The organism is Longispora fulva (assembly GCF_015751905.1).
Classification (GTDB): Bacteria; Actinomycetota; Actinomycetes; order Mycobacteriales; family Micromonosporaceae; genus Longispora; species Longispora fulva.
In genome coordinates, this window is the sequence record NZ_JADOUF010000001.1 from 1489801 (window position 1) to 1514618 (window position 24818).

General features: G+C 72.5%; 20 protein-coding genes and 1 tRNA gene. 11 read left to right on the forward strand and 10 right to left on the reverse strand.

Annotated features, from left to right (window positions below; translation table 11 throughout):
- Positions 1 to 44: 44 nt before the first annotated feature.
- Positions 45 to 1346 carry a citrate synthase gene (locus IW245_RS06485; RefSeq protein ID WP_197002287.1) on the reverse strand — a complete coding sequence of 434 codons (1302 nt, stop codon included), beginning with the start codon at positions 1344 to 1346 and terminating at the stop codon, positions 45 to 47.
- 67 nt (positions 1347 to 1413) lie between these two features.
- Between IW245_RS06485 and IW245_RS06490 the strand changes: the two genes are divergently transcribed.
- Complete coding sequence (locus tag IW245_RS06490) at positions 1414 to 2550, forward strand: citrate synthase/methylcitrate synthase (protein ID WP_197002288.1); 1137 nt, start codon at positions 1414 to 1416, stop codon at positions 2548 to 2550.
- 125 nt (positions 2551 to 2675) lie between these two features.
- On the opposite strand, the gene IW245_RS06495 is transcribed toward IW245_RS06490, so the two are convergent.
- Together IW245_RS06495 and IW245_RS06500 are read right to left on the reverse strand one after the other, a co-directional pair.
- The gene (locus IW245_RS06495) at positions 2676 to 3515 is read right to left on the reverse strand and encodes a DMT family protein (RefSeq protein WP_197002289.1); all 840 of its coding nucleotides are present in this window, start codon (positions 3513 to 3515) and stop codon (positions 2676 to 2678) included.
- A gap of 95 nt (positions 3516 to 3610) precedes the next feature.
- A complete protein-coding gene (locus tag IW245_RS06500; protein WP_197002290.1) occupies positions 3611 to 4513 on the reverse strand; it encodes an acyl-CoA thioester hydrolase/BAAT C-terminal domain-containing protein in 903 nt (300 codons plus the stop codon).
- A gap of 123 nt (positions 4514 to 4636) precedes the next feature.
- Here IW245_RS06500 and IW245_RS06505 point away from each other — a divergent pair, with 123 nt between their 5' ends.
- The 4 genes from IW245_RS06505 (at position 4637) to IW245_RS06520 (ending at position 8997) form a co-directional block, all read left to right on the forward strand.
- Positions 4637 to 5668 carry a methyltransferase gene (locus tag IW245_RS06505; protein ID WP_233472597.1) on the forward strand — a complete coding sequence of 344 codons (1032 nt, stop codon included), beginning with the start codon at positions 4637 to 4639 and terminating at the stop codon, positions 5666 to 5668.
- 114 nt (positions 5669 to 5782) lie between these two features.
- The gene (locus IW245_RS06510) at positions 5783 to 6913 is read left to right on the forward strand and encodes a M20/M25/M40 family metallo-hydrolase (RefSeq protein WP_233472595.1); all 1131 of its coding nucleotides are present in this window, start codon (positions 5783 to 5785) and stop codon (positions 6911 to 6913) included.
- Positions 6914 to 7014: 101 nt separating this feature from the next.
- Positions 7015 to 8145, forward strand: coding sequence for a carboxylate-amine ligase (locus IW245_RS06515; RefSeq protein ID WP_197002292.1), 1131 nt, complete (start codon positions 7015 to 7017; stop codon positions 8143 to 8145).
- 252 nt (positions 8146 to 8397) lie between these two features.
- Positions 8398 to 8997, forward strand: a complete 600-nt coding sequence (locus IW245_RS06520) for a nitroreductase family protein (RefSeq protein WP_372445302.1) — start codon at positions 8398 to 8400, stop codon at positions 8995 to 8997.
- Positions 8998 to 8999: 2 nt separating this feature from the next.
- Here the strand turns inward: IW245_RS06520 and IW245_RS06525 are convergent, their stop codons facing one another.
- Both IW245_RS06525 and IW245_RS06530 read right to left on the reverse strand, forming a co-directional pair.
- Positions 9000 to 10553, reverse strand: a complete 1554-nt coding sequence (locus IW245_RS06525; RefSeq protein ID WP_197002294.1) for an NAD(P)-binding domain-containing protein — start codon at positions 10551 to 10553, stop codon at positions 9000 to 9002.
- A 117-nt stretch (positions 10554 to 10670) separates the two neighbouring features.
- Positions 10671 to 10743 (reverse strand) — tRNA-Cys (locus tag IW245_RS06530).
- 387 nt (positions 10744 to 11130) lie between these two features.
- On the opposite strand from IW245_RS06530, the gene IW245_RS06535 reads away from it, so the two are divergent.
- A complete protein-coding gene (locus tag IW245_RS06535; RefSeq protein ID WP_197002295.1) occupies positions 11131 to 12174 on the forward strand; it encodes a hypothetical protein in 1044 nt (347 codons plus the stop codon).
- 127 nt (positions 12175 to 12301) lie between these two features.
- Here IW245_RS06535 and IW245_RS06540 read toward each other — a convergent pair whose 3' ends face one another.
- The 4 genes from IW245_RS06540 to IW245_RS06555 form a co-directional block, all read right to left on the reverse strand.
- Positions 12302 to 14278: an SPFH domain-containing protein gene (locus tag IW245_RS06540; RefSeq protein ID WP_197002296.1), complete on the reverse strand. Its 1977-nt coding sequence runs from the start codon at positions 14276 to 14278 to the stop codon at positions 12302 to 12304.
- A gap of 72 nt (positions 14279 to 14350) precedes the next feature.
- Positions 14351 to 14746, reverse strand: a complete 396-nt coding sequence (locus tag IW245_RS06545; RefSeq protein ID WP_197002297.1) for a hypothetical protein — start codon at positions 14744 to 14746, stop codon at positions 14351 to 14353.
- 162 nt (positions 14747 to 14908) lie between these two features.
- Positions 14909 to 16105, reverse strand: a complete 1197-nt coding sequence (locus tag IW245_RS06550; protein WP_197002298.1) for a cytochrome P450 family protein — start codon at positions 16103 to 16105, stop codon at positions 14909 to 14911.
- A gap of 7 nt (positions 16106 to 16112) precedes the next feature.
- Positions 16113 to 17543 carry a prenyltransferase/squalene oxidase repeat-containing protein gene (locus tag IW245_RS06555; RefSeq protein WP_197002299.1) on the reverse strand — a complete coding sequence of 477 codons (1431 nt, stop codon included), beginning with the start codon at positions 17541 to 17543 and terminating at the stop codon, positions 16113 to 16115.
- A 360-nt stretch (positions 17544 to 17903) separates the two neighbouring features.
- On the opposite strand from IW245_RS06555, the gene IW245_RS06560 reads away from it, so the two are divergent.
- The 4 genes from IW245_RS06560 to IW245_RS06575 are packed head-to-tail and all read left to right on the forward strand — an operon-like array spanning position 17904 to position 21615.
- The gene (locus IW245_RS06560) at positions 17904 to 20237 is read left to right on the forward strand and encodes a nitrate- and nitrite sensing domain-containing protein (protein WP_197002300.1); all 2334 of its coding nucleotides are present in this window, start codon (positions 17904 to 17906) and stop codon (positions 20235 to 20237) included.
- A 40-nt stretch (positions 20238 to 20277) separates the two neighbouring features.
- Positions 20278 to 20697, forward strand: coding sequence for a roadblock/LC7 domain-containing protein (locus tag IW245_RS06565; protein ID WP_197002301.1), 420 nt, complete (start codon positions 20278 to 20280; stop codon positions 20695 to 20697).
- Positions 20698 to 20699: 2 nt separating this feature from the next.
- Entirely contained in the window at positions 20700 to 21053 is a 354-nt protein-coding gene (locus tag IW245_RS06570) for a DUF742 domain-containing protein (protein WP_197002302.1), read from the forward strand.
- Positions 21034 to 21615, forward strand: a complete 582-nt coding sequence (locus IW245_RS06575) for a GTP-binding protein (RefSeq protein ID WP_197002303.1) — start codon at positions 21034 to 21036, stop codon at positions 21613 to 21615. The genes IW245_RS06570 and IW245_RS06575 overlap by 20 nt, the downstream gene beginning before the upstream one ends.
- 56 nt (positions 21616 to 21671) lie before the next feature.
- Here the strand turns inward: IW245_RS06575 and IW245_RS06580 are convergent, their stop codons facing one another.
- A complete protein-coding gene (locus IW245_RS06580; RefSeq protein ID WP_197002304.1) occupies positions 21672 to 21902 on the reverse strand; it encodes a DUF6289 family protein in 231 nt (76 codons plus the stop codon).
- 164 nt (positions 21903 to 22066) lie between these two features.
- Between IW245_RS06580 and IW245_RS06585 the strand changes: the two genes are divergently transcribed.
- On the forward strand, positions 22067 to 24799 hold the full coding sequence (locus IW245_RS06585) for an AfsR/SARP family transcriptional regulator (RefSeq protein ID WP_197002305.1): 2733 nt from the start codon (positions 22067 to 22069) through the stop codon (positions 24797 to 24799).
- Positions 24800 to 24818 lie beyond the last annotated feature (19 nt).

Here is a 24818-nt window from a genome sequence, read left to right on the forward strand (position 1 = left end):
GCGCTGGGTCGGTCCGCCGGCTCCGGCCCGGCTCCGTCCGATGGTCAGACGGGCTCCGGGCCGGTGTACGTGCCCTGGTAGCGGAACCGCAGGCCCGGCTCCTCGTACTCCTCCAGGGCGTGCGCGATCCAGCCGGCCGTCCGGGCGAGGGCGAACACCGCCTCCCCGGCCCCCGGCGTCATCCCGCACACGTGCGCGAGCACCGCCAACGCGAACTCGATGTTCGGCAACCCGCGCGAACGGCCGCCGGCCGCGGCGAGCAGCCCGTCCACGGCGGCGCGGACCTCCGGCCGGGTGGGCACGTCGTCGAGCAGCCCGAGGAGGACCAGGGCCCGGACGTCGCCGTCGGGGTAGAGCGGATGCGCGCCGTGGAAGAAGCCCTCGACGCGGCCTTCGACGCGCAGGCGCTCGGAGTACACCATGAGGGGGTCTCCGGTCGCGATCGCCTCCGCGAGCAGCCGGTGGGCCTGGGAGGCTGCGGCGCCGTGCAGGGGGCCGTCGAAGGCGCTCAACCCCGCGGCGACGACGGCGTACGGGTGGGCCCGCGCGGACGCGGCGACCCGGGCCGCGAACGTCGACGCCGCCAGGTCGTGGTCGGCGAGGAGGACCAGGGCGGCGTTCAGGGCGCGCACGGTGTCCGGGGTGGGGGCGTGGGAGGTGAGTCGGGGCCACAGCCGGGCCGCCAGGTCACCGAACGCGGGTCGGTGTCGCTGGCCAGTGCCAGTCCCGCGGCCGATTCCGTTGCCGCTGCGGTCGCCGCCGCCGTCGACATCGACATGGGCGTCGGCTCGGGTCGGTGGCGCGCCGAGCAGGGGAAGCGCGTCGACCATCGTGGCCAGCAGTGCGGCCCCGGTGCCGGCGACAGCGTCCGGCTGGATGTTGAACCGCTCCGGATCGGCCGAGGCCGCCACAGCCACGATCACCCGCAACCGGTCGGTCAGCCGCGTCCCCGAGGACAGCGGCGACGTGGCGGCCCGCGCGAGGTCGACGAGGCCCGCCGGGGCCGAGAACCGGGCGGTCGGGTCGAGTGTTCCCGACCACAGCAGCGACGCCACGGACTCGAAGCTCTCGCTGACGGCGAGGTCCGCCGCGTCGCGCCCCCGGTAGCACAGCCGCCCGTCGCGGATCAGCGTCAGGCCCGTCCGGATCACCGGGCCGGTCTCCTTCACCGGCCGGTTGCGGGCACCCCGCGCGGCGAGTTGTTCCACCTCGGCGGGGTCGAACAGGCTGCCCCGGCCGTCCTTCGCCCGGGTGCTGTGCAGGAGGCCGCGGCTGACGTACGCGTACACCGTCTCGGGTTTTACGCCGAGCCGCGCGGCGGCCTGGTCGGTCGTGAGCTGATCCACGCAGTCATCTTCTCACATTGACTAGTCAACATTGACAACTCATGTCGAGATGGGTGACAGTCGCGGCATGGCACACACATTTGACGTCCCGCGGGGGCTGGCCGGCGTGATCGTGACCGACACGACGATCGGCGACGTCCGCGGCCGGGAGGGCTTCTACCACTACCGGCAGTACTCGGCGATCGACCTCGCCCGCACCCGTACCCTCGAGGACGTCTGGCAGCTCCTCCTCGACGGCGCCCTGCCCGACCGGGCCGGCCGCACGGCCTTCGCCGCCGAGATCGCGCCACTGCGCCGGATCCCCGACCAGCTCCGCCCGCTCCTCGGCCCGATCGCCCGGGTGTCGAGCCCCCTGGAGGGCCTGCGGACCGCCCTGTCGCTCGCTGGATCACTGCACGGCACCCGCCCCCTGATGGACATCAGCCCCGAGGCCCGCCGTGCCGACGCCCTGTTCGCCTGCGCGCTGACCCCGACGCTGCTCACCGCACTGCACCGGGTCCGCCACGGACAGTTGCCGATCGAGCCCCGCGATGACCTGTCCTACGCGGCGAACTACCTCTACATGCTCACCGGAACCGTGCCCGAGGAGGCACATGCCCGGGCGATCGAGTCCTACCTGATCTCCACCATCGACCACGGCTTCAACGCCTCCACCTTCACCGCCCGGGTGATCGCCTCCACCGGCGCGGACCTCGTCGCCTGCCTCGTCGGCGCCATCGGCTCCCTGTCCGGCCCGCTGCACGGCGGCGCGCCCAGCCGGGCACTGGACACCCTCGACGCGATCGGCACCCCGGACCGGATCGACCCCTGGATCCGTGAACGCGTCCTGGCCGGCGAACGGATCATGGGCTTCGGTCATCCGGTGTACCGCACCGACGACCCCCGGTCCCTCATGCTCCGCGACATCGCCCAGGGGATCGGCGGAGGGCTCGTGGACTTCGCCGTCCAGGTCGAGAGCCGGGTACTGGAACTCCTCGCCGAACTCAAACCCGGCCGCGAGCTGTTCACCAATGTGGAGTTCTACGCCGGCGTGGTGATGGAACTGTGCGGGCTGCCCCGGGAGATGTTCACGCCGACGTTCGCGTCGAGCAGGGTGATCGGGTGGTGCGCGAACATCCTGGAGCAGGCGGGGGACACGAAGATCATTCGGCCGGCGGCGCGGTACGTCGGGGCCGAGCCACCGGTCGCGGTACCCGTGCTGTGAGTGCCGGGCAGGGCGAATCGATCAGCTGGGGCCGTGGCGTCACGGTGGGCCTGTCGTGGCAGGACCGCATCCAGGCGCGGCGCGGCTGCGGACCAGGCTGGCGCGACGGGTGGCCGGGCCGTGGGTCAGGCGTGTTCCCCGGGCTCCTCCAGGCTCCCGAACCGGGCGAGCGCCAGGCACCCGGCCAACGCGAGGACGAACCCGGCCCCGGCCACCGGCCCGAACCCGGCCCGGGTGCCGTCCCCGAACACCAGCACCCCGAGCACCGACGGCAGCACGGTCTCGCCGATCACGAGCCCGGCTGTGACCGTGGTGACCGCGCCGCGCTGTAGCCCGGTCGTCAGGTAGAGGAACGCGACCACCCCGGCCAGCACCATCGCGTACACGGCCGGCTCACGGAGCAGCCGTGCCGGCGCGAATGTCGTCACCGACCGCGCGGCCAGAGCCACCACCCCGAACGCGAGCCCGGCGACCAGCCCGAGAGCGGCCGAGCGGGCCCGAACCGGCAACCGCAGCGCAGCCAGACCGAGCATCCCGAGGACAAGAGCCGCGGGCACCAGCGCGAGCCGGAACGCCATCGACGCGTGCCGGGCGCTCTCGGCCCCGGCGGACAGACCCAACAGGGCCAACCCTCCGCACACCGCGACGACGGCCGCCCACTGCGCGCCGGACAGCCGCAGCCCCAGGGCCACGGTCGCCACCACCGCGGTCACGGCCAGGCTCGCGGCGAGCGCCGCCTGCACCACGAAAACCGGTTGTGACCGCAGGGCCCAGAACTGGAAGCCGAACCCGGCCCCGTCCAACGCGAGGCCCAACAGGAACGGAGTCTGCCGCATCACCCGGACGACGAGCCTCGGGTCGACGCCCGTACCCGCCGGCGTGGCCCGCGCGGCGACCGCCTGCAGCACGGAGGCCGCGCCGTAACAGATCGCGGCCAGGATCGCGGCAGCCAACCCCCAGGTCATCGCCTGATCCTACGGGGCGGTCACGGGGCGGGACGCCGTTCCGTGCGCCGGGAACCCGTCACCGGCGCGAACGTCGCCGACCCCGGATATGCCGGTCAGCCGCTGACGCCCGGATCTCCGACGAGCGCGGCGACGACCTGGGGCCAGGCCGCGGCACCGAGCGCCGCGTCAGCCTCCACAGTCCCGCCGTAGCGGAACCGGTCAGACGGATCGGCCGGCCCTTCCCCCGGCAGCCGGGGGCGGTGCCCCGCGTCGGACGAGGTCACCAGCGTGGCCGGACGCCCCGCCGAAGCGCACCGCGCGGCCAGTTCCCGGGCGAAGGTCAGCGACGGCCACATCAGGTCGTCCCCACCCGCCACGAGAACGAGCTGCGCGGCGGACCGCTCGATCGGAATCACGGCGGCCCCGGCGGCGTCGGCGAAGGTCCGCCGGCTCTGCTCGTACAGGGGGCGGAGGGACACCGGTTCGCCCTCCGGATCCGCGGGAGTCCAGCTGTCGTCGTAGGGGACGAATGGCACTGGCTCACCCTGCCAGGTCCATGACGAACGGTAGGGGTGCCGCACCCCGTCGACGCCGGGGCCGACGTTCGCCCAGACCACGGACGTGGGCGACAGGGCGATCACCGCGTCGACGCGGGGATCGTGGACGGCCAGCAGCAGCGCAGCCTCGGCGCCCTTGGACAGTCCGAGCGCGCCGATCCGCCCGCGCACGGTGCCCCGCAGCAGGTCGATCACCGCGACGAACGTCTCCAGCGGAATCTCGCAGATCCCCGGTGCCTGGCCGTCGCCGCCGAACCAGCGGATCGACAGGGCGGTCAGCCCGGCGCGGGCGAGCACCCGGCAGCGTTCGGTGTCGACGCGGCCACTGGAACCGGCCAGCACGAGGACGCCGGCCCTGCCGCCCCCCACCGGCTCGACCAGGACGCCCTCGCAGGGCGCGCTGATCACATGTTCGATGATCTCCACCAGTCTCCCCGTGACGTCGCGTCCAACGATCATCTCAGCAGCCACCGGGGCGGTGCGGCACCAGGCGAGGCCGGACCACGTATGTCCCTTGTGGATTTCCATCGGCACCCTCCTCTGGTCCATAGTGGCGGTGGTCTATCGAGAGGAATTCCCGTCGTGACGACGAGTGCGGACATCGGTACCCCCATGGAGCTCATGAGCCTGATGCAGGGCGTCTGGGCGGCGAAAACGGTCGCAGTGGCTCACGAGATCGGCGTCTTCGAGCATCTGTCCGACGGCCAGCCGATGGCGCTGGCCGAGCTGGCCCGACTGTGTGACATCGCCCATCGGCCGGCCGAGGCGGTGGTGACGACCTGCACCGCCCTGGGCCTGCTGGAGTTCGACGGCGGAGAGTGCCGGCTCACCCCGGTCGCCGCCGAGTACCTGGTGGAGGGCAAGCCATACTATTTCGGGCCCGCCGTGGCCCTGTTCGACCACCACTACGCCGGCTGGATGCGCCTGGGGCGGGCCATCCGGGACAACCGGCCCTCCACCTGGGACGACGAGGCGACCGAGACCATTTTCGACCAGGACGACTCGACGTTCAAGCAACGGTTCTGGCAGGGGATGTACGCGATGTCGTCCTTCACCACCCGGGAGATGGCGCGCGCGCACGACTTCTCGGGCGTGCGCCGGATCCTCGACGTCGGCGGCGGGGTGGGGGCGCACGACATCGAACTCTGTCGGCACTATCCGGAGCTGCGGGCCACCGTGTACGACCTGGCGCTCGTGTGTGAGATGACCCAGAAGCGCATCGCGGAGGAGGGGCTCGCCGACCGGGTGTCCGTGCACCCGGGCGACTTCTTCAAGGACGAGACCCTGCCCGGCGGGCACGACGCGGTCCTGTTCTCGATGATCCTGCACGACTGGTCGGAGCGGGACAACCGGATGCTGCTCGGCAAGGCGTTCGCCGCGTTGCCGTCCGGGGGCACGGTCATGGTCGCCGAACTCCTCGTGGACGACGACCGCACCGGCCCGTTGCCGGCGGCGTTGATGGACGTGGCGATGGTCGCGAACACCCGGGAGGGGCGCAACTACACCGCGGGGGAGTACCAGGAGTGGATGCGGCAGGTCGGGTTCACCGACGTGCGCACGGTGCGGTTCGACGCTCCGGCGGCCAACGGCCTGGTCCTCGGCACCAGACCCTGATGAGCGGGCGGCCTGACGGCAGGACCTGCCGTCAGGCCGCCGATTCATCCCATTTCCAGCGATGAAGCACGATGAAGGATGGCAACGCCCCCCACCCGCCCCGACCCTGGAACAGTGACACGACTCGAAGCGATCCGGCTCGCCGCGCAAGAGCGGGCCACGGTAATGATCACTCGACTACGAGACCTGGTGGCCCTCGAATCCCCGCCGGAGGATCCCGGCCGCCTCACCGCCTGCGCGGACGTCCTGGACCGCTGGGGCACGGCGGTCCTGGGCCGTCCAGCCCAGCGCGTCATGCTCGACGGCCTGCCGCATCTCCTCTGGCCGGCGGCCGACCAGCGGGTCCTGCTCCTCGGCCACTACGACACGGTCTGGCCGGCCGGTACGCACGACGGGTGGCCGTTCGCACTGGCTGGCGACCGGGCGACCGGGCCGGGCGTGGCCGACATGAAGGCCGGCATCGTGCAGATGCTCACCGCGCTCGAACTGGTCGGGGACACCTCCCGGGTCGGTCTTTTGCTGACCTGTGACGAGGAGACCGGTTCGCCGGCGTCGCGGCCCCTGATCGAGGAGCAGGCGGCCCGTTCCGGCGCGGTGCTGGTGGGGGAGCCGAGTACCGAGAGCGGGGAGTTGAAGGTCGCCCGCAAGGGGGGCTCCGTGTACCGGATCACCGTGCACGGGCGGGCCGCGCACGCCGGGGTCGAGCCGCACCGGGGGATCAACGCCTCGGTGGAGGCGGCCTTCCACGTGCTGGCGGTGCGCGAGTTCGCGGCGGAGGGCACGACGGTGACCCCGACGATGGTGACGGCGGGCACGATGACGAACGTCGTGCCGGAGAAGGCGGAGTTCTGCGTGGACGTCCGCGCGTGGACGAGCGCGGAACTCGACCGGGTGGACGGGCTGATCCGGGGGCTGTCCCCGCGGCTTCCGGGGGCGCGGCTGACGTTCGAAGGGGGCGTCAACCGGTACCCGTTGCAGCATTCCGTCTCGGGGCAGCTGTTCGAACTGGCGCAACTCGCAGGGAAGGAGATGGGCCTGGCCCCTGTCGACGGGGTGTCGGCGCCCGGCGCCTCCGACGCGAACTTCACCGGCTCGCTCGGGGTGCCGACGCTGTGCGGGCTCGGTGGGGTCGGCGGGGGTTCGCACGCCCGCGACGAGTGGGTGGACGTCTCGCAGATGCCGGACCGGGCGGCGCTGCTCGCCGGTCTCGTGGAGCTGATCCTCGATCCTCCACAGAGGAATTGACGCCCGCGGGGCGTGTCGCGCGGGACTCGTGGACCGGGGCCAGTAACCTGTCGCCGGGCCGGGCATTCCGGCTGTTCGCCGACGAGAAGGTAGCTGCGAGCATGGGTGCCGCTGACGAGTCGTCCCGGGCCGGATCCGGTCCCCGCTTCGGTGTCGAGGAGGAGTTCCTGGTCGTCGATCCGGCGAGCCGGGTCGTGGTGCCACACGCCGAGGGCGTGATCCGCCGGGCCCGCGAGCGCCTCGGCGCAAGGGTCTCCGGTGAGATCACGAAGATGCAGCTGGAGACCAAGACCGACCCGTGCGGCTCGGCCAAGGAGCTGTTCGCCCAGCTCACCGAGGCCCGGGGAGTGCTCGGCGCCTGTGCGGCGGCCGAGGGCGTGCGGGTGGTCGCGACCGGAACATCGGTTCTCGCGGGTACGGTGCCGCCGCCCATCACCGAGGGTGCCCGTCAGGACCGGGGGATCGCGAAGTTCCGTGGTCTGCACGACGAACAGGCCATCTGCGCGGTGCACGTGCACGTCGAGATGCCCGACCGCGACCGGGCGCTGCGGGTGAGCAACCACCTGCGGCCGTTCCTGCCGGTGCTGATCACGCTGACGGCCAACTCGCCGTTCTGGGACGGCCGCGACAGTGGGTACGCGAGCTGGCGCACCACGGTCTGGCCCCGCTGGCCGGTCGCCGGCCCGCCGCCGTTCTTCACCTCCGTCGCGCACTACGACGGGCTGATCGACACGTTCCTGTCGGTCGGGGCGCTGGTGGACACGGGCACCATCTTCTGGGACATCCGGCCGTCCGTGAGCCACCCGACGATCGAGATCCGGGTGGCCGACGTGCCGATCACGGCGGAGGAGTCGGCGCTGTACGCGGCGCTGGTCCGCGCCCTCGTCGTGCACGTCGGGGCGGCCGTCGACCGGGGCGAGGACGGTCCGGAGGTGTCGCCGGAGCTGCTGCGCGTGGCGTACTGGCAGGCGTCCCGCGACGGCCTGGCCGGTGACGGCCTCGACGTGCGCACCGGGCTGCTGGTGCCGGCCGCCGAGCAGGTGCGCAACCTGTTCGACCTGGTCCGTCCGGTGTTGGAGGACAACGGCGACCTCGACCTGGTGTCCGGCTGGCTGCGCCGGCTGTTCGACGGCGGCACCGGGGCGACCCGGCAGCGCGCGGCGGCCGAGCGGGCGGGCGATCCGGCGGGCGCGGTCGACCATCTCGTGGCGCACACGGCCCCTTCCGACTGACCGGGGCCGACCCCGCACCCGCCCGACACCGGGGTCCGGCCGCACGCCGGACCCCGACGGGAGCACCTAGCAACCTAGGACGCTCGAGGCGTGGTGACGCCCCGAACCCCCCACCCGGCGACTGAGCAATCTGGAGGAAACAGACAGCCCCGCCGTGCGCGACGCTGGTACGGATCCCACCTCGACGGGAGGCGTCCCATGCAGAGCATCGCCACGGCACCCTACGAACTCACCCGGCTGTCCCCCTCGGACATGATCTCCACGGCCCGCGCGTTCGCCGACCGGATGGCCGCGCGCCGGTCCGTCCGGGACTTCTCGTCCGCGCCGGTCCCTCTGGAGGTCATCGACCAGGCCGTCCGGGCGGCCTCCACGGCTCCGAGCGGGGCGAATCTGCAGCCCTGGCGGTTCGTCGTGATGACGGACCGCGACCGCAAGCGCCAGCTCCGGTACGCGGCGGAGGCCGAGGAGCGCGAGTTCTACGCCCGCCGGGCGAGCCCGGACTGGTTGGACGCCGTGGCCCCGATGGGCACGGACTGGCAGAAGCCGTTCCTGGAGACGGCGCCGGTCGTCATCGTCGTGTTCGAGGTGCACCAGGGCCCGAGCAGCCCGAAGCCGTACTACGCGAAGGAGTCCGTCGGCATCGCCGTCGGACTCCTGATCGCCGCGTTGCACCACGCCGGGCTGGCCACCCTGACCCACACGCCGGTCCCGATGCGGTTCCTCAACGAGGTGTGCGACCGGCCGCCGGAGGAGCGGGCGTTCGCCGTGATGCCGGTCGGCTACCCGGCCGAGGACGCGACGGTCCCCGACCTGGTCCGCAAGTCGCTCAGCGAGGTGCTGGTCCGCCGATGAGGTCAGCCACCCAACTGCTCGGCGAAGAACGCCCGCAGCGGATCGACGTGCCGGTCCTGCCGTCGCCACTCGGCCAGCAGGTCCTCCAACAGGTGCTTCTCGGCGACGAGCTCACCGTGGGAGTAGCGGCGGACCACCGGGTGGATGAAGGCGCTCTCCTTGGCCCGGTCGGGTTCGGGGTGCCGTTCGATGGCGAACACGTCCCCGTACTCGTCGCGGCCCCAGCGCAGCGAGAACGCGTACACATGCGGCTCGTCGCCGAACCGGGACACGACGTAGTCCTCGGGCAGGTCGACGTAGTGCCGGACCTCGCCGGTCGCGTCGTCGACGACCAGCGCGTCGCAGAGGAACTCGAACTGGGTCCACAGCGCCGAACTCCAGTTGACCCGGTCGAGGACGAGCGTGGTCAGCGCGTCCGGGTCGGCGGCGACGGTACCGGGCGTGAGCGGCGCGTTCTCGTAGCGTTCCCGCAGGAGCGTGGTCAGGGTCCGCAGGTTGTACCGGAAGCCGTCGATGAACGCCGACGACGCCTTCTTGAAGTCGCGGGCCTGGGCGAGGGTGCCGGCGAAGTACAGGCCGTCGACGTTGGTGGACTGCCAGTCGGGGCCGGTGGTGGGCATCCGGCCGCTGGGGACGAGCTCGGGCTGGCACCCGGGGTCGTAGACGGAGGTGTCGATGGAGAAGCCGGTGCAGCGCAGCACGGACTCGTACTCCAGGGTCGCCGTCTCGCCGTCGGCGTGCGTGTAGGTGATGTCGACCTCGAAGTGGTCGCCGACCGGCCGGATCTCGTCGATCACGCAGTCGAGGACCGAGTGCAGCGTCTTGAACTGGTAGCTGTCCAGGACCGCGCCGAACTGCCCGCGCACGTCGCCGGGGTGCTTGGTGTTCCAGGCCAGTCGCAGCGGGCGGGGGCTGGCCAGGTGCACCATCGCCGCGTGGCCGAGAATCGCCGACGCGGTCTCGAACGCCGAGTTGCCCTTGCCGATGACCATGACCCGCTGGTTGGCGTACCGGGCGGGGTCGGTCTCCATGACCTCGTAGCCGACGGCGTGTTCGATGCCGCGGATCGCCGGCACGTTGGGCTTGCCCCAACCCGTGGCCATGATCAGGCACTCGCAGCGCAGCACCCGGTCGGCGGTGTGCACGAGGAACCCGTCGTCGGTCTTCTCGACCCGCAGGACGTCGACCCCGAACCGCACCGTGAGCTGGTGGTATCGCTGGAAGTCCGCCAGGTAGCGCACGATGTCGTCGGCGTGCGGGAAATACTCGGTGCTGTACTTGCCGAACGGGACGTCGGCCGGCTCGTGCAGCAGCGAGTTCCAGTCCCAGCGCAGCCGGATCTCCGGATCCGTGCTCTGGGTGTGCACCTTGTTCAGCGAGATCAGTTTGCGGTGTCTTGGGAAGACCCGGAAGAACTCGGCTGGCGCCTCGGTCCGCTCCAGGGTCAGGTAGTCGCTGCCGGCCTGGTGAAGGTAGTAGCTCAGCTGTACCCCCGCCGGGCCCGCGCCGACAATGATGTACCGGTGAAATTCGGTCGCTCCGCCATCGCGTGACATGAGAGCGACAATCGCGGATGTCACGGCAGGTGTCAACGCACTGCACGTCATTCTGATCAGATGGTGACGACCACCCGGCCGGCTGGCCCCCTCGGCGCCGGCCGGGATGGTCGTTCGAGACAGGGACGGGATTCGAACCCGCGATCTCCAGTTTTGCAGACTGGTGCCTTCGCCACTCGGCCACCCTGTCGGGGAATGAATTCCGCGCATGCGGAATAGCGCTGTGTCGTGCGGGGGAAAGAGAAAGAAAAAGACCGCCTCGGAGAAACTCCGGGCGGTCGCTGGCAGAGGTTTCCCTATGCCGTCGAAGGCTCCCGGAGGGGCGGACAACACCGACAACCGTGCAGCTCAACGGCCTGCGAGAGCGTGGTGTGCTCCTCGCGGGTCCCTCGGGCTTCGCGGTCCATCGTGGTCACCTTTTCTTCTCGTCCTGCGGTTAGCCAGAACAATACCTCCGCCATTCGTTGATCCGCAATGGTGTTCGATGAAGAAATTCGAAAGATGCGCGTTCACCGTATGGCGCATCGACGAAAGCGGATTAGTCTGGAGGGACCGACGGACACAGTGGAAGGTCACCATGCGGCACATCAGCGTCGACGCGGAGTTGGACGGGCTCCTGCCCGTCGACGAGGCGGTCCGGCTCCTGCGGGTGGCGCTCCTGGCCGGCGCGCCGGACCATCCCTCGCCCCGGGACCCGGCAGGGTCCACGCCCCGGGATCCGGCTGGGCCCATGCCGCGAGACCTGGCTGGGCCCGGCGTCGGGGCCGCCGCTGGTCCGGGCGGGGCGGACCGACGCCCGCATGAGCCGGCCTCCCGCCCACCAGGCCTCACGCCCGCCCACCAGCACCACGGCACCACGCCGGCCGGCCGCTTCCTCGCCGCGGGCCTGCGCGGTGACGGCCCACAGGCCACGATCGTGTTCGACGACCGCACCGGCGCGGTCACGGGACTGGTCGTCGGCACCGGCCTCGGCGACCTGCGCGCCGCCGCGACCGCGGTGATCGCCGCCGAACACCTCGCCGCGGTCTACCCCCACCGGATGACCATCCTGGGCACGGGCCCCCGTGCGTTCGCCCAGCTGCGCCTGCTCGCCGCCCGGATCCGCCCCACCGAGATCCTGCTGCACGGCTCCGACGCCGGCGACCTGGTGGCCAGGGCCCGCACCCAGCTGGGCCTGACCGTCACCGCCGTCCGCGACCCGGCGGCCGCGGTCCGCGGCGCACAACTCGTCGTCACCGACGGCCTCGGCCTCGACCCGGACTGGGTCTCCCGGGGCACCCACGTCAGCGCGCTGGACTGGCACCGGGTCCTGCCGCCAGCCCTGCTGGCCAGGGCCGACCGGGTGGTCACCGACGCGCCGCGATCCGCCAGGTCCCGGCTCGGGGCCCTGGGCTCACCCGCCGTGCCCGAGGACCTCGCGGATCTCGTGGCCGGCCGCGCCCCCGGCCGGCGCGCGCCCGACGAGGTCACGCTCCTGTTGACCTGCGGCGTGCCGGGCGCCGAGCTGGCCCTGGCGCGGGCGGCCCTGCGCCGCGCCGCCGACCCGGAGGGCCAGCCGGGCCCGGGCCGCGGACACCGACGCGCCAACTACCGCCGCCGCACGCCGCACGCCCAACCCTGAAACCCACAACCACCATCTGATTACGGTGGTCCCCGACCCGCCGCGCACCGGCTCGACGACAGGTGCCCACCACGAGGCGGCGGGTCCTCCGGGTGAGGGCTGAACGCGCCTCACCCGGTGGTGTGCCTCACTCCTCCTCGGCCGGCTCCCCGCTCCCCGGCAGGGTCAGCGATCCGTTGTTCAGCGCCTTCATCAGCGTCCCGGCGAGGCCGTCGAGGGTGGAGCCGCCGGTGACCAGTACCTCCGGAACGATCTTGATCTGACCTTCCGCGATCGCGCCGGCGACCGCGACCAGGGCCGTGGACAGCTCCCCGATCGCCTCCCGCTGAGCGGTGAACCCGGCGGCCTTGGCCAGCCCGAGCGCTTCGGCGGCCTTCGCCTCGGCCAGGCCGAGCGCCTGCACCTTGTCGGCCTGGGCCTGACCGGTCAGCCGCACGTACGCCGCCTCGCCGCCGGCCTCGGCCTCGCGCGCCTCGGCCCGGTTCCGGTTGATCTCCACCGACACCTGGGCGGCGGCGAGATCGGCCTGCATGTTGGCCGTGCCCCGGGCCTTCTCCATCTGGATCCGGACGGTCTCGGCGCGCTGCTGCTCCTCGTAGGTGGCGCGCTGCTGGTTGGCGATCTCGCGATGGGTGAGCACGTCGACGAGCTCGGGCGGGAACACCACGTCCTGGATGTACACGCCGCGGGTCTCGACCTCGTAGCCGGTCAGGTACCGGGTGATCGCGGTGAACGCCGACTCCTGCACCTCCTGGCGGGTCTCGATGAACCGGATGGCCTCGAGGTCCTGGAGGGTGTTGCGGAAGTGGTTGCCGACGGCCGACTGCAGCACCTCGTTGACCAGGTTGAGGATCGTGCCGACCGAGGAGATCACCTTGGGGGCGCGGGTGTCGGAGATGTGGATCTGGACCTGCAGGTCGATGGTGAACACGAAGCCCTCGCGGCTCTTGCCGACGATCGACTCGAGCCGGGCGTCGAGGTTGTGCGCCTGGGAGGAGGCGCTGGCCCAGTTGAGGGTGAGGATCGAGGTGGGCACGATCTCGGCGGCGTAGATCCGCGGGTTGATCGCGTACTTGCCGGTGCGCAGCGGCTCCTGCCATATGCCCCGGTGCCCGGGCCGCACGATGCTGCCGAACTTGAAGTCCTCGCCCGAGGTGTCCAGGGTGGGCAGTCCGACGAAGCCCTTGATGACGGCGACCTGGCCCTGGTTGACGACGAGCATCGGCACCATCTCGACGCGGACCAGGAACGGGTTGAGCAGGTACGCCCCGTACAGCAGCGGGTCGTGCTGCAAACCGATCCGCCCGCCGCTGTCCATGAACCGCTGGAAGTCCTGGTAGTTGTTGTGCAGGCTGTTCTTCGAGCCGAGGAGCACGTCGATGATCCCGGCGTCGGACGTCTCGTCCTCCATGCCGGCGATGTCGTCGAACCCGCCGAGCCGGCTGGCGATGTCCCCGGACGGCAGCGGCTCGCCTTCCAGGACCGTGACCAGGCCGATCATGTCCCGGTTCTCGTTGGGGGCGATCACGACGACGTTGAGCTGCTCGTGCCGCAGGCCGAACGACTCGGGGGTGAGCTGGTGCTTGTGCTCGGCGAACGCGAGCTCCGGGGCCACGGGCAGCCCGAACACCTCCCGGGTCGTGATGACCAGGAAGGCGACCGGATGGATCGGGGCCAGGGTGCCCGGCGGCAGCACGGGGCGCTGGACGCCCTTCTCGCCGCCGTGGTCGAGGAACGCGCGCAGGTCGCCGTAGTTGCCGAACTCCGGTCGGTAGTGCGCGCTCTTCGCGCCGATCGGCAGCGGCCGGCCCACCTGGGCGATGACGACGCCGATCTCGCCGGCCGGGACCTGCACCCAGGGGAACTTGATCACCGAGTACACCGGCCACAGCTTGAACCGGGCCCCGGGCATGAGCAGTTCGGCCTGGTAGCCGGCCTCGCCACGGAACGCGATCGGGTTGTCGTCGGGGAGCCGGCGGAAACCGTACCGCTTGGTGACGAGGCCCACCTGGGTGGGGCCGATCCGGTGCACGGAGCGGAGGAAGAGAAGGAGTAGTAGCACCACGACGACGACGGCGATGACGCCGGTCAGACCAACCCCCATGGGGGCCTCCCGCTTCGAAGGGCTCTGGAGATTCGCAGAGTACGCCGGGGGAGGTGCCCGCGCTGCCCCCGGTCAGCCGCAGTGCAGGGCGGTCCGGACGGCGGCCGGGGCCTGGGGCATCTCCGGCACGTCGCACAACTCCGAGCTGCCGAGGACGACTCCTGTCGAGGTGCCGCTGACCTGGTGCAACAGGATCGCCACACCGCCCACTTCGGAGGTCAGCGCGCCGGCGGCCCACCCGGCCTCGCACACCAGGCTGCCGGGCCGCACGGCGGCGTCGGCGGGGAGCCCGCCGTTGACGCCCCGGGCGGCGGCGAGGACCTCGGCGTCGGTGGGGCAGGCCGCCGGGCTCGGGCTGGGGCTCGCCGCGGTGGCGGTGGAAGTGGGTCTGGCCGTGGGGGTGGCCGGGCCGCACCCGGTCGCGCCGGTGAGGAGGAGCGGCACCAGGACGAGGAGGGGGGAACGCATGATCAACATCTTAGGGGCCGGTCGGCACGCGCAACCCGGACGGGGCCTGGCTCGTTGGTACGAGTGGGTTCCAGCGGACCCGGTGACCGCGGGTCCACAGTGTCGAGGCTGTGGGCCCGTGGTCGTTCAGCGGCCCCGCCCACGTGGGCTGAGGCCCGGCGATTAGGTCAGCGTCACCGGCAACGCCGTCAGCGACCGGAGGGACAGGTTCGGCACCAGCCGCAGGTCCCCGGCGGGTACGGCCAGCCGGAGCTGTGGGAACCGTTCGAACAACGTCCGCAGCGCGATCTCCGCCTCCAGCCGGGCCAGCGGCGCGCCCAGACAGTGGTGCACGCCGTGCCCGAATGCCACGTGCGGGACCGGCCGGCGGTGGATGTCCAACCGGTCGGGATCGTCAGTGAGCGCGGGGTCGTGGTTGGCCGCGCTGAGCACCACCATGACCTCGCCGCCCGCCGGGACGGGCACCCCGCCGAGGATGAGGTCGGTGGTGGCCCACCGGGCGACCGCCATCTCGGTGGGCCCGTCGTAGCGCAGCAGTTCCTCCACGGCGCGCGGCCACAGGTCCGGTTCGGTGCGCAGCGTCGCCACCTGGTCAGGGTGTCGCAGCAGCGCCACGGTCGCCGCGCCGATCAGGTGCACAGTGGTCTCGAGGCCGGCGACCAGCAGCAGGGTGACCGTGGACAGCAGTTCGGCGTCGGTGAGGCGGTGCCGCTCGTCGCGCGCCGCGAGCAGCGCCGAGATCAGGCCCTGGTCGGGGGACGCGCGCTTCGCCGCGACGAGGTCCCCGAGGTAGGCGGCCAGGGCCCGGCCGGCCGCGCGGACCGACGCCCGGGGGCCGGCGTGGTCGAACAGGTCGCGGATCCAGCCCAGGAACACCGCCCGGTCCGTGACGGGTACGCCGAGGAGTTCGCAGATCACGATCGCCGGCAGGGGGCGGGCGAACACGTCGAGCAGGTCCACGCCGCTTCGGTCGGCCACCGCGTCGAGCAGTCCGTCGGTGATCTCCCGGATCCTGGTCCGCAGCAGCGCGACCCTGCGCACCGTGAACGCCGCGGACACGAGCCCGCGCAGCCGGGTGTGGTCGGGCGGGTCGACGCCGAGCATGGACCGGTCCAGGCCGAGCGCGGCGAGCGGTTCGACCGGCCGGCCCTCCTCGGGCAGCCGGGTGACGTCCCGGACGAGCCGGGGATCGGTGAGCGCCCGCCGCGCTTCGGCGTGCCCCACGACGTACCAGACCGGGGCGGCGTCGGTCCGGTCCACCCGGTGTACGGGACCGTCCGCCCGCAGCGCCGCGTACGCCGGGTACGGGCACGCCCGCAGCGCCGTTTCGTCGGTGTCCCACACCGCAGCGTTGTTCACGGAACGGTCACGCCCCGGTCATGCTCAGCGCGGTCAACCGGGCGGCGCTGATCACGGTGACCGGCGCGTACAGGTCCTTGGCGTGCCACAGCGCCGGGTAGTCCGCCGGGTCGTCGTGGCCGACGAGGAACGCCCGGCCGCGCGCGATCGCCGCCGCGTGCGCGGGGTCGCCGCCCCGCAACAGCACCTGGGTGGCGTACGCGGTCTCCTCCACAGTGCCCGTCCACCGGCCCCACGAGCCCTCAGGGCGCTGGGTGGCGGCGATCCAGCGCGCGGCGGAGGCCACGGCCGGCCGGGCGCCGGGGCCGCCGTACGTGGCGAGGGCGAGGGCGCAGCATGCCGTCGCGTAGTAGGGGGAGGCGTGCCACTTGTCCAGCCAGCTGCCGTCGGACTCCTGGGTGGCCAGCAGCCAGTCCACGACCATCGACCGGGGCCCGCCGAACCGGGGCTCCTCGCCTGGCCGGGCGGCCAGGTAGACGCCGAGGGCCTCCAGGACGTGCGCATTGGTGCTGATAGACGGGTTGCGTTCGTCGGGGAAGCAGGTGAAGTAGTCGTCGGTGCGGTAGTCCAGCAGGCTGTCGGGCCGGCGGACCCGGCCGTGCGAGGTGAGCGCGTGCAGTACGGCCGCGGTGTCATCGGCGTCGCAGGGCAGGCCGGGAGCCGCCGGCGCGCCGTACTCGCCGAGCGCGGCGTCGAGGCTGTCGAGCACCTCCTCGGGCACCAGATAGCGATCCGACGTGAGGGCCAGGCTGTTGAGCACCCAGGCCTGCTCGAAGTAGGTGATAGGCGTGACGCCCGGCACGGGGCCGCCGGCCGGCTCCTGGATCGCGCGCAGGTAGCGGGCCGACGGCCCGTCGGGGTCGCCGTCGGCGCCGAGCCAGGCGGCCGTGGCGGCGGGGGAGCAGGCCACGGCGCCGCCCGCCGGCTCGGCGCCACTCTGCCGCGCCGCCGTGCCGAGGACCTCCAAGGAGGCCCACAGCTTCACCGGTACCCGATGGCCCTGATCCACCCGGTCGCGCAGCTTCAGCAGCGGCTTCTCGTCGAAGCCGCGCGGCAGGTCGAGCTGACCGGCACGGGGGAGGCGCGCGTTGACCTGGGCGGTCAGCGCCGGCACGACCAGCTCGACGGCGATGGTGTCCGGCAGCGGCACGCCCCCGGCCAGCCACGACCGCAGCCAGGCCAGGCCGCGCCCGGCCGCCTCAGGGTGCCCGGCGGCGAGCAGACTCTCCGTGGCGCTGAGGGTGGGCACGTAGCCGTAGCCGTCCGCCTCGCCCCAGGAGCCGTCCGGGGCCTGCTCTCGGAGCAGGAAGTCCACTCTGCCCTGGTGGCCGGCGAACCGGGGGAGCAAGGAGACGAGACGGGATGTGTCGTAGACCGAGGTGGACACCCGGACCTCGTCGGTCGTCAGAGTGGCCAGCAGGACGTCGGCGCGACGCATGGGGGTACGCCTCTCTGCGGGGGTGGACCGGCCATCAATGTCACGGACAGTAGCGATCTGCTGTGGACGGAGTGAGTTTGGCACAGGCGCTTGTGCCAGACAAGGTGTGAGTATCGTTCTGAGCGAAGTGGGTAGTCGGACGCGTGGGACCCAAGGGTGACCTAAGTCTCATTCTGACTTTCTCCTGTCAGCGACCTGCCGATTTACTCAAGTCGATCACGGTGATGACGTGGCTCTGACCCCGATGTGCTTGTGGTCCATAATGGATTCGCTCGCCGGCGTCTTGGCTGATACTTGTCCCACTGATATCGTCTCCCCGGCTGATAAGCGCAATAATGTCGACTTCGTCGGGATGGTGGGATGAAGTTCCGCAGTACTCGCGTGCGGACCAAGGTCGTGGCACTGTTGCTCTCCCTCTTCGCGCTGTGGGCGTTCGCCGCCGGAGTGACGTTGCGCGAGGGCCTCGGCCTGCTCGACGTGAGCACGCTCGCCGATGACCTGGGCAAGCCGACGGAATCACTGGTCGCGGCCCTGCAACAGGAGCGTCGACTGTCCGTGGTGTTCCTCGGCAACGGTGCCGCCGAACAGCGGTCCGCGTTGACGGCGCAACGCACCAGGACCAACGAGGCCCGCGACGCGTTCAAGAGACTCGCCGGCGGCTCGAGCGTCAGCGGCGCGGCCAGTGACGCGCTCCAGAGCAGGATCGACGAGGTGTTCAAGCGCCTCGACGGCCTGGGGGGCACCCGCGACGCCGTCGACGCCGGCACGCTGGACCGAGCCAGGGCCGCGACGGCGTACACGGACCTGATCGCGTCCGGCTTCCGGGTCTACGGCTCGATCGCCAGCCTCGACGACCAGGACATCGCCCGGCAGTCGCGAACCCTGATCGCCTTCAGCCACGCCCGCGAGGTGCTGGCCCAGGAGGACACTCTGCTGGCCGGGGTCATCTCGGCGGGCAGGTTCGGGCCGGGGGAGCACGAGCAGTTCGTGGCACTGATGGGCACCCAGCGTTACCTGTACGCGGAGGCCGCCGCTGAGCTCACCGCCACCGACCGTGCCCGGTACGAGGAGATCGCCGCTGGCACCAGTGGTCTGGGCGGCATGCGGGCGCTGGAGGACAAGGTCGTCGACAAGGGCAAACTCGGCGTGGCCCCGCCCGTCGACGGCGTCGCCTGGAAGTCGACGGTCGACCAGGCCTTCACCGATCTGCGCGCCCTGGAGCTCAGTGCCGCCGACGGGCTCGTCGTGCGGGCCAAGCCCGCGGCAGTGGGCGTCCTCATCCGGCTCGCCCTCGCCGGCGGCCTCGGCCTGATCGCCGTCATCGCCTCCATCGTCATCTCCATCACCACCGCCCGTACCCTGGCGGCCCAGCTCACCCGGCTCCGCGAGGCGGCATGGGAGCTGTCCACCACCCGGTTGCCGCAGGTCGTCGAGCGGCTTCGGCGCGGCGAGGAGGTCGACATCTCCGTCGAGGCCCCGCCGCTGCCCACCGGCGAGGACGAGATCGGCGCGCTCAGCCGGGCGTTCAACGCCGTGCAGCAGACCGCGGTGGAGACCGCCGTCGAGCAGGCCGCGCTGCGCCAGGGCGTCCGCGACGTGTTCCTCAGCCTCGCCCGCCGCACCCAGGCGCTCGTGCACCGCCAGCTCAAGCTTCTCGACGTGATGGAGCGCCGCGAGAAGAACAGCCCGGAGGAGCTCGCGGACCTGTTCCGCGTCGACCACCTGGCCACCCGCATGCGCCGCAACGCCGAGAACCTGATCGTCCTGTCGGGCGCCACGGCCGGCCGCGGCTGGCGCAACCCCGTCCCGCTGATGGACGTCGTCCGCGGCGCCCTGGCGGAGGTCGAGGACTACGAGCGGGTCCGGGTGCTGCCCATCGGCCCGGTGGCCCTCGCGGGCCGCGCCGTCGGCGACGTGATCCACCTGCTCGCCGAGCTGATCGAGAACGCCACCGCCTACTCTCCGCCGGACACTCCGGTGCAGGTCACCGGCCAGCGGGTCGCCAACGGCTTCGTGATCGAGGTCGAGGACCGCGGCCTCGGGGTCAACCCCGAGGACATGGAGGCGGCCAACGAGCGGATGAAGAACCCGCCGGAGTTCAAGCTCTCCGGCAGCGCGCACCTCGGGCTGTACGTGGTCGGCAAGCTCGCCGGCCGCCACGACATCCAGGTCCGACTGCGCGACTCGCCGTACGGCGGCACGACCGCCATAGTGCTCGTCCCCACGTCGCTCGTCGTGGACGGCCCGGACGAGCCGGCCACCACCCCGTCCGTGATCGATCCCGTGCGGATCCTGCCCGGGCCGCGCCCGGTGCGGACCCAGCACCGGACCCTGGAGGTCGTCCCCGCCCCGCGCGGGCCGATCCTGCCGGACCGGGGTCCCGAGCCGGACATCGATGTCCACCAGCAGCCCGACACCCCCGAGTCCCAGGGAGGCGAGCCGGAGGTGCCAGAGTCCACACCGTCCGGGCTGCCCCGCCGGGTCCGCCAGGCCAGCCTGGCCGCCCCGCTGCGCGAGCAACCCGCGCCCGTCGTCGCTCCGGCCACGGAGCAGCCGACGGGTCGAGCACCCGAAGAGATCCGCTCGATGATCGGCTCCTATCAGCGGGCCACCCGCAGGGGCCGGCGCGAGGCGGACCAGGCGACACCGGAGACCCCGGCCCCGCCCGCTGAGGTCGACCAGCCCACCAGTTAGAACCACGCCCCGGGACCACCGGGGCCTCCTGGGGAGAGACATGGCACAGAAGACGAGTACGGTGCGGGATCTCGCCTGGCTGCTCGACGACCTGGTGGACCGGGTCGCGCACGCCCGGCAGGCGGCGGTGCTGTCCGCCGACGGCCTGCTCATCGCCGCGTCCAGCGGCCTCGACCGTGAGGACGCCGATCACCTGTCGGCCGTCGCGGCGGGGTTCCAGAGCCTGGCCCGGGGCGCCGGCCGGCACTTCGGTGGCGGTGCGGTGCGCCAGACCATCATCGAGATGGACTCGGCTTTCCTGTTCGTGATCGCCGCCGGGCACGGCGCGTGTCTGGCGGTGCTCGGTTCCGAGGACGCCGACATCGGCCTCATCGCGTACGAGATGGCCATGCTGGTCGCCCGGGTCGGCCAGTACCTGGCCACCCCGTCGCGCACCACCGTCGTGGCTGCCGAGGTCTGACCATGAACGAGTGGCTGGACGAGGACGCGGGGCCGGTGGTCCGGCCGTACGCCATGACCCGCGGCCGGACGCGTCCCTCGACGGGCGAGTTCGACCTGATCGCCCTCGTCGTCACCACCGGGGCGACCGGTGCCGGCCTGGAGCCGGAACACACCAGAATCATGGACCTGTGCGCGGCGCCGCTGTCGGTGGCCGAGATCTCCGCGCACCTGGACCTGCCGGTCGGCATCGTCCGGGTGTTCCTGGGCGATCTGCTCACCGCCGGGCTGATCCAGACCCGCGCGCCGCAGCCGGCGGCCGAACTGCCGAGCAGGCGTACCCTGCTGGCGGTGATCGATGGCCTCCGTGCCCTCTGACGTCGTGCCGCTGCCCACCGCGATCAAGATCCTGATCGCGGGCGGGTTCGGCGCGGGGAAGACGACCCTCGTCGGCGCGGTCAGCGAGATCCGGCCGCTGCGGACGGAGGAGACCATCACCGAGGAGAGCGTCGGGATCGACGACCTGTCCGGGGTGGAACGCAAGGAGACCACCACGGTCGCGATGGACTTCGGCCGGATCACGATCAACCCGGAACTGGTGCTGTACCTGTTCGGCACGCCCGGTCAGGACCGGTTCTGGTTCGTGTGGGACGAGCTGGCCCTGGGCGCCGTCGGCGCCGTCGTGCTGGCCGACACCCGCCGGCTGCCCGGGTGCTTCCCGTCGATCGACTATTTCGAACGCCGGGGCACGCCGTTCATCGTCGCGGTGAACTGCTTCGACGGAGCGGACCGCCACGACCCGGACGAGGTGCGCGCGGCGCTGGACCTGGACCAGGGGGTGCCGGTGGTGCTGTGCGACGCCCGCGCCCGCGAGTCCAGCAAAGAGGTCCTGATCACTCTCGTGGAGCATGTGGTCAACTCCACGCCGGCCTACGCCTAGGCCGCTCCTGGGACGTCGCCGTCAGCGACGGCGACGTCCACCCGCGGCGAAGACGCTCAGCACTCCAGCGTGTAGTGGTAGACGTAGCCGCTGGTGACACCCCAGCTGCCGGCGGGGTTGCCGGGGCAGCCGGTCCAGCGCTCGCCGATGAAGTTCGTGTGCGCGGCGTCGCTGAAGTAGGCGTACACGTTCTGGTAGCCGCCGATCGGGATCGCCTCGGCCGGAGCGGCGCTGACCCCGAGTCCGGCGAGGACGAGGGTGGACGCGATCAGTACCTGTCGAAACATGGGAAGTCCCCTCCGCGCACTGGATGGATGCCGGCCCACTGTGCCGCGCCGCGCCGCAACGGCGCTGGAACGGCCCCGCAACCACCGCCCCGGGTCCGGTGCGCGACCGATCGGGCCGTGCGCGGACGTTCGTGGCTAGTGTGGGGCCAAGGGGGTGGTATGTGGTGTTGGTCAGATTGCTCGGTCCCGTCGACATCCACGACGATGACGGCCCGGTGCCGGTGCGCGGTTCCCGCCGCAAGGCCGTGCTCGCGACCCTCGCGCTGGGCCGGGGCACCGTCGTCAGCACCGACCGGCTCATCGACGCGGTGTGGGGGGCCGACGCGCCGCCCGGTGCGGCGACCACCCTGCAGAGCCACGTGTCCCACCTGCGCGGACTGCTGGCCGGCCGGGCGTCCATCGTGGCCACGCCGCCCGGCTACCTGCTCGACCTCGGCCCCGACGGCACCGACGTCGAGGTCGCCGAGCGGCTCGTCGGCACCGGGTCACCCGACCCGGCCGGCCGCGCCCGGCGGCTGCGGGCCGCGCTGGCCCTGTGGCGGGGCCGCGCGCTGCCGGACGTGCCCCGGACCTCCTGGCTGGACGACCAGGCCGCGCGGCTGGACGACCTGTGGCTGCGCGCCCGGCGGGCCCTGCTCGACGCGTCGCTCGAGCTCGGCGAGCACGCGACGGTGCTGCCGGACCTGGAGGGCCTGGCCCGCGACCACCCGTTCGACGAGCGGGTCCACGCGCAGCTGATGCTGGCCCTGTACCGCACGGGCCGGCAGGCCGAGGCCCTCGGGGTGTTCCAGCGGCTGCGGAAGGTCCTCGCCGACGAGCTGGGGATCGAGGCCGGCCAGGCGCTGCGTGACCTGGAGGTGGCGATCCTGCGGCAGGACCCGGAGCTGGAGCCCGCCCCGCCCGTGACCCGGCCGGCGCAGCTGCCGTTGGCGGCCCCCGCCCTCGCCGGCCGGTCCCGCCACCTCGCGGACCTGGACGCGCTGCTGGCGCGCGGCGTCGCTGTGGCCACCGTCTCGGGCACCGCCGGGGTCGGCAAGAGCGCGCTCGCCGTGCACTGGGCGCACCGGGTGGCCGACCGGTTCCCCGACGGCCAGCTCTACCTGAACCTGCGTGGCTTCGACCTGACCGGTCAGGCCCTCGACCCGGTCCAGGCGCTGCGCGGCCTGCTGGAGGCCTCGGGAGTGCCGGTGACCCGGATCCCGGGTGGCCGCGACGCCCAGGCGGCCACGTACCGCAGCGCGCTCGCCGGCCGGCGGATCCTGATCCTGCTCGACAACGCCCGCGACGCCGAGCAGGTCCGGCCGCTGTTGCCCGGCACGCCCGGCTGCATGGTCGTGGTGACCAGCCGCGACCAGCTCCTCGGCCTGACCACGACCGGGGCGGCGCACCCGCTCACCCTCGACCTGTTGTCCACCGCGGAGGCCGTCGAGCTGCTGGCCCTGCGGCTCGGCGCCGACCGGGTGGCCGCCGAACCCGATGCCGTCGCCGACATCGTCGGGTACTGCGCCCGGTTGCCGCTCGCGCTGGCCATCGTCGCCGCGCGGGCCGCCGCCCGGCCGGACTTCACCCTCGCGGCGATGGCCGACGAGCTGCGGGCCGGCGGTGTCCTCGACACGCTGCACGGCGGCGACGTGGCCACGGATCTGCGCGCGGTGTTCGACTGGTCCTACCGGGCAGTGAGTCCGGCGGCGGCCGCCATGTTCCGGCTGCTCAGCCTGCACCCGGGGCCCGATGTGGGCCCGGCGGTCGCAGCGAGCCTGGCGGGCGTGCCGCTCGCACCGGCCCGCGCGGCGCTCGCCGAACTGCTCCGCGCGCACCTGCTCACCGAGCACACCCCCGGCCGGTACGTGCTGCACGACCTGCTGCGCGCCTTCGCCCTCGAACGGGCCCACGCCCACGACACCGAACCGGACCGGCAGGCCGCCCTGGCCCGGATGTTCGACCACTTCCTGCACACGGCGCGGCCCGCGGCGGAACTCCTCGCCCCGTACCTGCCGGCGGTGGCGGTGCCGGCGGTCCGGCCCGGCGTGACGGCGGCGGTCCCGGGCACCACCGACGACGCCGTCGCGTGGTTCTCCGTGGAGCACAGAGTGCTCCTCGCTGTGGTCGAGATGTGCGCGGCGTCGGGCTTCGACGTGCACGCCTGGCAGCTGGCCTGGTCGATGATCCCGTTCCTGCACCCGCAGGGTCACTGGCACGACCAGGGCACCGTCGGCCGGACCGCGCTGGCGGCCGGGGTCCGGCTCGCCGACCGGCAGGCGCAGGCGTTCGCCCGGCGGGCCATCGGCAGCGCGTACGGCGAACTCGGCCAGCACGACGAGGCCGAACACCACCTGGCGCTCGCGCTGGAGCTGTTCGACCAGTTGGGGGACCAGACCATGGCCGCGCGCCTGCACCAGGGCCTGGCGTGGAACGCCGAGCGCCAGGGCCGGCCCGACGTGGCGCTGCGCCACGCCCGGTGCGCGGCGGACAAGCACACCGGTGTCGACCGGGCCGGTGCCCTCAACGCCCTCGGCTGGGCCCACGCGCTGTGCGGGGACTACCCGAGCGCCCTGGCGCGCTGCGAGGAGGCGCTCGCGGCGTGCCGGGAACTCGGTGACGACACGATGGCGGCGTACGTCTGGGACAGCCTCGGGTACGTCCACCACCAGCTCGGCGCCGTCGAACGGGCGGTCGCCTGCTACCGCCGGTCCGTCGACCTGTTCGACGAGGTGATCAACCCCAACGCCCAGGCGGAGATCCTCGCCCACCTCGCCGACGCGCAGGAGGCCCTTGCCGACCACGCCGCGGCCCGGTCCGCCCGGCGGCGTGCCCTCGGCATCCTCGACCAGATCGACACGCCCACCGCCGACCCGCTCCGTGTCCGGCTGCTCGACGCGGTGGCGGCGCGGTCCTAGCGTCGGTGTGGCCGGGCCC